This window comes from Borreliella americana (genome assembly GCF_021043605.1).
GTDB classification, from domain to species: Bacteria; Spirochaetota; Spirochaetia; order Borreliales; family Borreliaceae; genus Borreliella; species Borreliella americana.
In genome coordinates this window covers 1-8,112 of record NZ_JAJNFB010000026.1, presented here as the reverse complement: position 1 = coordinate 8,112, position 8,112 = coordinate 1, and the positions used below count along the sequence as shown (strand labels likewise).

At 24.3% G+C, this 8,112-nt stretch carries 11 protein-coding genes and 2 pseudogenes; 5 read left to right on the top strand and 8 right to left on the bottom strand.

The features are described 5' to 3' along the window. Positions 1 to 510: 510 nt before the first annotated feature. Positions 511 to 1,339: pseudogene (locus LRB30_RS05230) on the bottom strand (RNA-guided endonuclease InsQ/TnpB family protein); the annotation flags it as partial. A 366-nt stretch (positions 1,340 to 1,705) separates the two neighbouring features. On the opposite strand from LRB30_RS05230, the gene LRB30_RS05225 reads away from it, so the two are divergent. The 4 genes from LRB30_RS05225 to LRB30_RS05210 all read left to right on the top strand — a co-directional run bounded on the left by LRB30_RS05225 (position 1,706) and on the right by LRB30_RS05210 (position 4,608). Beyond that, on the top strand, positions 1,706 to 2,611 hold the full coding sequence (locus LRB30_RS05225) for a plasmid maintenance protein (protein ID WP_231019986.1): 906 nt from the start codon (positions 1,706 to 1,708) through the stop codon (positions 2,609 to 2,611). Next, positions 2,595 to 3,161, top strand: a complete 567-nt coding sequence (locus LRB30_RS05220) for a DUF226 domain-containing protein (protein WP_231019983.1) — start codon at positions 2,595 to 2,597, stop codon at positions 3,159 to 3,161. Before LRB30_RS05225 ends, LRB30_RS05220 begins: the two co-directional genes overlap by 17 nt. Continuing rightward, positions 3,134 to 3,889, top strand: coding sequence for a ParA family protein (locus tag LRB30_RS05215; protein WP_231019981.1), 756 nt, complete (start codon positions 3,134 to 3,136; stop codon positions 3,887 to 3,889). Before LRB30_RS05220 ends, LRB30_RS05215 begins: the two co-directional genes overlap by 28 nt. Positions 3,890 to 3,984: 95 nt before the next feature. Beyond that, complete coding sequence (locus tag LRB30_RS05210; RefSeq protein WP_231019978.1) at positions 3,985 to 4,608, top strand: chromosome replication/partitioning protein; 624 nt, start codon at positions 3,985 to 3,987, stop codon at positions 4,606 to 4,608. A 117-nt stretch (positions 4,609 to 4,725) separates the two neighbouring features. Here LRB30_RS05210 and LRB30_RS05910 read toward each other — a convergent pair whose 3' ends face one another. After that, on the bottom strand, positions 4,726 to 4,860 hold the full coding sequence (locus LRB30_RS05910; protein WP_273700322.1) for a hypothetical protein: 135 nt from the start codon (positions 4,858 to 4,860) through the stop codon (positions 4,726 to 4,728). A gap of 302 nt (positions 4,861 to 5,162) precedes the next feature. On the opposite strand from LRB30_RS05910, the gene LRB30_RS05985 reads away from it, so the two are divergent. Continuing rightward, on the top strand, positions 5,163 to 5,318 hold the full coding sequence (locus LRB30_RS05985; protein ID WP_456264081.1) for a BB0158 famile outer surface lipoprotein: 156 nt from the start codon (positions 5,163 to 5,165) through the stop codon (positions 5,316 to 5,318). A gap of 218 nt (positions 5,319 to 5,536) precedes the next feature. On the opposite strand, the gene LRB30_RS05205 is transcribed toward LRB30_RS05985, so the two are convergent. From LRB30_RS05205 to LRB30_RS05185, 6 genes and pseudogenes are all read right to left on the bottom strand, one after another. Beyond that, a complete protein-coding gene (locus LRB30_RS05205) occupies positions 5,537 to 5,665 on the bottom strand; it encodes a hypothetical protein (RefSeq protein ID WP_231019976.1) in 129 nt (42 codons plus the stop codon). 417 nt (positions 5,666 to 6,082) lie between these two features. Then, a pseudogene (locus LRB30_RS05965) lies at positions 6,083 to 6,154 on the bottom strand (P52 family lipoprotein); the annotation flags it as partial. A gap of 365 nt (positions 6,155 to 6,519) precedes the next feature. Then, the gene (locus tag LRB30_RS05200) at positions 6,520 to 6,657 is read right to left on the bottom strand and encodes a phosphorylase family protein (protein WP_231019974.1); all 138 of its coding nucleotides are present in this window, start codon (positions 6,655 to 6,657) and stop codon (positions 6,520 to 6,522) included. A 66-nt stretch (positions 6,658 to 6,723) separates the two neighbouring features. Beyond that, positions 6,724 to 6,867 (bottom strand): hypothetical protein, encoded by a 144-nt coding sequence (locus tag LRB30_RS05195; protein ID WP_231019972.1) that lies wholly within the window; start codon positions 6,865 to 6,867, stop codon positions 6,724 to 6,726. Positions 6,868 to 6,876: 9 nt separating this feature from the next. Beyond that, a complete protein-coding gene (locus LRB30_RS05190; RefSeq protein ID WP_231019970.1) occupies positions 6,877 to 7,080 on the bottom strand; it encodes a phosphorylase family protein in 204 nt (67 codons plus the stop codon). Then, positions 7,064 to 7,360 carry a hypothetical protein gene (locus tag LRB30_RS05185; RefSeq protein WP_231019968.1) on the bottom strand — a complete coding sequence of 99 codons (297 nt, stop codon included), beginning with the start codon at positions 7,358 to 7,360 and terminating at the stop codon, positions 7,064 to 7,066. The genes LRB30_RS05190 and LRB30_RS05185 overlap by 17 nt, the downstream gene beginning before the upstream one ends. Positions 7,361 to 8,112: the final 752 nt, after the last annotated feature.

The following is an 8,112-nucleotide window of genomic DNA, read 5'->3' as shown; positions in this document are numbered from 1 at the left end:
TGGACTTACAGATCTTGAAATATTAACAATGTTGTCTTCTCTGCCCAAAATCATCATTTTGTGGTTACTGTCAAGAACTCCCTCGATTTTTTTTTACTTCGGCTAGATCATATGTAGTCATGTCCTTGACCGATGGCAAAGTTGCCGATTGTGGAAAGGTGAAGTTGTTAACTTTCAAAAAACCTATTGTTTTACTAATAAACGTATTCATAATATCAATACTCTTTTTTAAAGATTCAAAATTTAGAAAAGACGATTTCATGCTAATGATTCGACTTTCATGTATATTTTTTAGAGAATAATTATTGTTATCAATAACTTCGCCAAAGTTATAACAAAGGCAGGGAAATCCTTGCTTGTGAGCGGCTTATTTGGATCTTCAGAATCTGGGATTACTATGTAAAAATAACTTTTTCCAGATAAAATTGCTGCATAGATCATTCTCTTAATAATAGATCTAAAGTTATTGTCAAATAATTTTGAGAGTCCATCGCCAACTTTGTGCTAAATTTCTATTACTATGTTTTTATAATTGGATACGAAATAATAAAATAATTTATGCAAAAAGTCTTTTCTTTTATTTGAGATTTTTTTTATGTAGCTTAGCAACTTTTAATCTAGATTTAGTTCTATTAACAGAACCTTTTTGCTTTTTTGATAATTTTCTTTGGTATTTCTTAAGTTTACTCTCATTTTTTTTAGTAAATATTTAGGATGATTGATTTTCTTACCTTCACTACTTACTAAAAAATGTCTCATACTCACATCAATACCAACTACCTCTTTTTTATCACCTTTAGTTTCATTTTTATTTTTAGTATTTAGACCACTCAACTGCCATTGAAATATAATATTTATCATCATTATCTTTTTCCACCACTACATTTTTAATAAATTCATTACCTTTAATGCACCTATGTAGACATAATTTTACAAACCCTATTTTAAGTAGTCTTATATAATCATTCTCTATTCTTATTGAGTTTTTTTTGATTATTAGTTCTAAAAGTTTGCCTATTTTTCTTACTTTTATATTTAGGAAATCCTTGTGTTTTATTTTCTTTTTTAATTTCTCTAAAAAAATTATTATACGCAGAGTTTAAGTCAAGTTGGGCATTAGAAAGAGCTAAACTATCAACTTCCTTTAAGGATAGAAATTCTTCTTTATATTTACTTGGATAAGTAATTAAACTTTGTTTATTTATTTCATAATAATCTTTCTTATCACTTAACATTTTGTTATACAAAAATCTTACACATCCAAATACTTTTCAAAAGTATTCTTTTTTTGAGTAGTGTTAGGATATATTCTATACTTGTAAGCTTTATTAGCATCCATGTATCTTATTATTTTATTATATTTTGTACTTAGCATATAGTGTAAAGAATTTCCTAAACTCTGAGCTGGTTTTAGATTTATTTGAGCAACATCGATGTGGTTCATTAAATCTATTTTTATTTGAGGAACTTTGTTTTATTATTTGAGATTATAGGTTTGCTAACTTACCATGAATGCTTTGGCTTTTTCCGATAGTCTTTTTATTTTATTTTATTTTAAACCACTGTTTCTATAATCTTTGACTTAAAACTGTGATTAACCAAAAATAATAAAATATTTATTTAGCTGGGTATTGAAATTAATCAAATATTTTGAATATAATTAAAGCAATTATTGATAAAAATAAACTGAACATGGAGATTAAATATGAAGCCAGCCATATCTAAACATAACCACCAAACCAATAAAAATAAACTACTTGGTAAAGTCTGCAGACTGAAAAAAATTATTTCAGTAATCAATTACTTAAATAAAGAATTTAAAAAAAAATATAATACCTCAATTAATAAAGAACACTTTACTTCTGAAAGAATAAAAGAACTTCGAGTTCATCATCAAGGAGATATACTTCGAGTACTAAACTCAAATATTCATAAAGAAAACAAAAAAGAAACTACAATTAATACCCTAAGACTAGATTTAAAATTTTTGGTTAAGCTAAAAGCATTAGATAAAAGAATACTAACATTTTCAAATAACTTTGGAGAATTTAAAGGAAAACTTTGTATATATAAAGTGTCACCTATTGCATATAAATTGATTAATGCATATTTTAATAACACTAAAGTAGACTTACTTAAAAAAGTAAAGGAAGAAAAAGAATCTTTTAACGCTGAAAATATCACTGAAAATATCACTGTATATAATAAAGAGTATATAAATATATATCATAAGAATTCTACAAAAAACTCTTTCTTTCAAAGAATTAAATTCATAATTTCAAACACAAAAGAACCAAATAAATCATTAAAAAATACTTTATTAAACTATAAGGATTTCAAAAATTATCTAAAACATGATTATGAGATAAAAGACATTAAAGAATTTTTCTTATCTAAGCTAAGTCTTTATAAACATAAAATCCACTTTATGAGGAAAATCGCACCCTATAATACTGATTTTTACATAATTGCAGGAGAATTCAAAGATACTTATACTACTAAATGGAAAATAAATAAAATAAATAACTTTTCAGGACATGCTAGAATAATAGCCAATAATATTCTGGTTAACACTTTGAAAAAAGGATTAAAATTTGAGCAAATTACTTAAAAAACTAAAACAAAAAAAAGCTTTAATGAAAATTAACAATTTTTTAATTAAAAAAGATACTTTCAGTAAAATAGAAGAAATAAATGGCAAGAAAGTATACTACACAAAAATATTTAAACATTTAATCGAATTTAAAGTAACCAACAAAGAACAAAGATTAAGACTTGTATTTCAAGAATTTAATGATAATAATAAAGATTATTATTTCTTTAATCTTTTTTCATTGGAAAAAAATGATAAATTTTTAGGAATAAAATATGGATGGGATCACCTTAAAAAACCTTTTTTTCTTAAAAAAGAAGATAATAAAATTTATGCAATAAAGAAGCTCTATTATGTAGAGTTTAGGTTTAAAAAAGGATCCGTTAAATCTTACATATTATCTTTAAGGACTTTGTTGAGAAAAAATGAAAAGGAAAGCACTGAATACTATCAGTTTACACTAAATCATCTAGAAAAAATGGAAAGTAAAGTATACAAGTTTTACAATAAAAAATCACCAGATGGAGGAATTTTAAAAAAATGGATATTAAAAAATCAGATATTATAACAATGGCTTCAATTAAGGGAGGAGTTGGGAAAAGTGTACTTTCTATACTTTTTTCTTATGCATTAAAAGAATTAGGAAAAAAGGTACTACTAATTGATTTAGATCCACAAAATTCTTTAACTTCTTATTTTAATAGGTATATTTCAAATATTGAAAAATATAATACTTACAGTATGTTAAAAGGGGATTTTCACTTTAATGAATGCATTAAAAAAATTAATGATTATATATCTATAATTCCCTCTCACCCCATTTTGGGAAAATTTAATTCGGAAGCCATTGATTACAAAGAAATTATTTTAGAACATTATTTAAATGAAAATATGAAAAACTATAATTTTGATTATGTTTTATTAGATACTCCCCCCAGTTTAGATTTTCTTTTAAAGAATGCCTTAAATGTTTCGGATTATATCGTGATTCCAGTTCAGGTGGAAATATGGTCAATAGAAAGCTTTGCTATTTTGATTAACGCAGTTAATGCTATTACAAAGTTTAGAAAGAAAATATACAATATTTCAATTGTGGAAAACCAGTTTATAAAAAATAGAAATACGATAAAAGAAGTGGAAGATTTGCTTTATAAAGAATATAGAGAATATATTAAAGGCAAAATTCATTTTTCAAACAGTATAAAAGTTCTTATAAACGAACGATCAGAACCCTCTAAAAAAGAAACATATTATAATGAAATAAAAGATACTTTAAAAAATATTTTTTCTTTATAGTTAGCCAAAATACTAACTATAAAGATACTTATTTAAGGTTGTCCGATATCGGACAAGTAATTTTACCAAAAATTATCTAAAAATAGGAGATAAAAATGAAGAAAAAAGACAATAAAAATCAGGTAACTTTATATAAAAGAGTTGAAATATCAACAGAAAAAGAATTAATTTTAGGAAATAATCAAGATAAGGAATTGAGAAATTATAATGAGTTAAAAGAACAGTTGAAATTAAATTTAAAATCCGATATTAATAATAAAATTCAAAGAATGAAAATTTTATATGAAATTAAACAAAAAGAATTTTACAAATATGATGGCTTCAAAAGTTTTAAACAGTTTATAGAATCTTATATAATCGCCAGAAGTCAAGCTTATATGTATTTGAAAATTTATGAGAAAGTTTTGGAAGGGGTTATTTCTATTGAAAAAGTTAAAGAAATAGGTTTTGTAGCTACATATAAAAATATACTAAAAAACAACTTTTCAGAAATATATAAAGAAAATATGATTAAAGAAAACGTAGAAGAAGGTGTTGGTAATCAAAATAGATCTATTAGAATTTTAATGAAAGATAAAAAAGTTTATGATTTTTGTAAAAAAGATATCAAAAGAATATACTTTATTTTAGAAAAGCTAATTAAAGATAAAAAAAATATCTTATCAGATTTTATAATTGAGTATGAAAATTATAGAAAAGATAAAAAGATAAAAAGATAAATGTGAGCTCTTGACTAAAATTGTATAATATATTATCATTAAATTAGGTTAGAGAACTTTTCTCTCTCCGTGTTCAGTAGTAAAATACTTGCCCATAGGGGGCTTTTTTTGTACCTATTAGGTATTAACAAAATAATAATAAAGTGTTTTCTGCTTATGATTATTAAGATCCTTGCTTGAATTATAAGTTGCGATTTGGCCTTCATCTACCATGAATTTTGTTCTTTGATCTTGACTTGCAATTTGATTCATAAAAAGCACTGTAAATTCAAAGTTTTTAGGTAAACTACGTTTTCCAATTTTATTAATTGAATGTACGCAGTGATTATGAAAAGTTAACTTATGTGACATATATAAATAAATAAAAACTAAGGCAGGAACTGCCCAAAGTAAAGCTTGTGGACCATGCTTTAGTAGATGACCGTTCTCTCTTGTAAGAACCTAAAAAGCTATCATGGGAAGATACAAGAAGCTATTTCTATAATCTTTGATTTAGAAATAGCAGCTCATCAGATTTTTTTCAACTTTTTTACAACGATAATAAATGCCACTATATACATGCACATCTTGTTATAAGAAATAAACAAACTGCTGAAGATAAAACCTATAAGATCATATTAAATATAAAGTTATTTGATGATGCTGTTAGGTTAGTATTCGCTAAATATTCAAATTTATCAAAAAAAATTAAAGTTACTATTAATGAATGATGAATAACTGAATAACATTTTGAAAATAGAAATATTGAGTTGGAAGAAGAGATTATAATAAAAGCAAAAAATTAAAATAAATAATAATGAAAAAAAGATAAAGAAAAATAAAGGAAAAAATAATAAAAGCAATAAACATTTTTTTATTCATGAGAGATTCCCAAACTACAAAGTTATAACAAATTGAAATTATTTTATTTATATCCATACCATATGGCTTATTCATTTCTTGATGGCGATTTAAAATCAAATTTTGATAAGAAATTATCAATTTCTAACCCGTACTCTTTATTGTTATAAGAAATCAAAGGAAATTTTAATTTCTTTTGATTTAATTTTATTAACATTAACATCATAATTACCAATTTGGAAATAAGCTGTTCTTGAACTTGAAAATCCGAATTTTTTCTTTTCTCTGAATTTCTAATTCTAGTTGCTATTCTAATGATTTTTTCACCTTTTTAAAAAATTGATCAATACTAGGCACAAATTCATAATTCAAATAATTATGTCTCCCTTTATCAGAAAAAAAATGCCCTTCATCAAAATAATTGTGCTTTCCCTTAATAAAAATAATTATCGAATTAATAAAAGTACTTATGACACCGCACCACACACTCTCATTTTCATCAAATGAATTATCCTCCCCAAAAATTAAATTATCCCTTTCATCAATATAAAAAATATCTATTGAACACGGATCATCAATGCATAGATAAAATATAAAAACTTCAGTTTCAAATGATTTCTCACTTATCCTTTTTTTAAATCTTGCGGAACAAATTAATTAATTCTTTGGACCTTTTAGAACCTAATCTAAGAAAAAACTCGTCATAATCTTTTTCATTCTAGTTTTCCATTTGAAAACTAGAACTAGCATTAAACTCATCAAGAACTTTTTTTTATATCATTTAAAACACAGTGTTCCACCCAGCTTAATTTTAGATCAAGGGAATAAAAAAATGCTCCACCCCTAATCAACCCATCACTATATATCCCATTATACACAGCTCTCTACTCATTTTTGGAAAAACTACCCCCACAATCTATTTCAAAAGTAATTTTTAATAGGAATTATGATTTTGGATATCCAAAATCATAATTCCCTTTCCCCTTTTTAAAAGGGAAAACAACCAATCTAACCACATACAATTCTGATATTTTTTTAATCATATTAATTTAATCAATTTTTCTACTATTTTTACAGAGTTAGAAGAAGCTTTTTTATAAATTTCTTATAATCATCATTTTCATTATTAACTATATTGGATATTCTTTGTATAATTATAAAAGGAATTTTAAAATTAAACGCCACTTGAGCAATTGCAGCACTTTCCATATCTACTGCAATTGCATCTCGGAATTCTTCCGGAATCTCATCATAAAAATTTTGATTATTAATGAATTAATCTCCAGTAATTATTAAGTCCATATGAAATATTATATTACTTGTTTTTATCTTAGAAACTTTCCTTGTAAGAACAATGTCCGATCTAAATCTTTTATCGTACCCCGGAACATGTCCTATTTCATATCCAAATCTATTCAAATCAAAATCTCAACTTACTGTTTGTGCAGATATAACAATATCTCCTATTTTTAGAAATTTATTTTTATCGCTATAAATACCACTAGTAACTCCAGCATTGATTATATGACTAATTTTATATTTCGATATAAAATAGCTTATCCAAAAAGATGTATTTATTTTTCCAACTCCTGTAACTATAGAAATAACATTATGATTATGTATTGTACCCACAGTAATTACTTTTTTTATTTATATGCTCTTTTATCAAAATATTTTTTTTATTTCGAACAATCTTATTTATTTCTGAAGCTTCAATATTTGTAGCGAACACTATCAAAATATTTGGTTTGGCTGTAAATGGTATATTTATTTTGGTTTTGTCTGTGTTGATATTAGAAATAACTTCTATATTTTTAAATTTTTCAGTATTTTTTCTATACAAATAACTACAACTTATCAATATTTGAATAAATATAACAAATACGAATACAATAGTAATTTTTCTATTCAAAAATTGCCTCTCCTAAAAATTTAGTAGTTACAAAAATATAATAAATAAAACTGCAAAAAAACCTACTAATATCCAAACTATTAAACTAAGCTTTAAATTGCAAAATAATGCTATATAACTAGATAATGAAACTTATATTTAGAAATATAAGTTTGGCTGTATTAATTATTATTCTATCAATCTTAAACTTAATTTTATTTATTGTAAATACACCTGATAGTAGCCCTATAGTTCTCCAGAAGAAATTGAGATTGTACATCACAGTAATACACAGATTCAGTTAAGTTTAAGACTACCTTGACAACTAATTTAGGCTTTGTTGCTATTGTTTATGATTATGGCCCTGATAATGAGAGATTTTATTTAGATTTTGAGATTATAACAAACAAGAACCCCTTTATTTTTTAAGAGTTTCTATTAATAATGTTGCTATTAAACTTTATTAATATAGTGATATTTTTGGTAATTTTAATTTCTATTTATTCTAATAATTTAGAATATTTTTTAAGAAAAAATGTGGATTCAAAAGTTTTAGGAATTATAACTTCTATTAATAGTGCATTATCTCATATATTTTCAGTTTTAGCATTAGCCGTATGTTCAATTTTAACTAATTTTATAAGTGCTACAAATACATTTGTTTTATTAATATGTATTATTTGTATAATGTCTATTATTGTGACATATAAATTTAAAAATATTCATTAAAAATGGATATGGGCAATTTTTTATGAAGTAAATTCTTTATACTA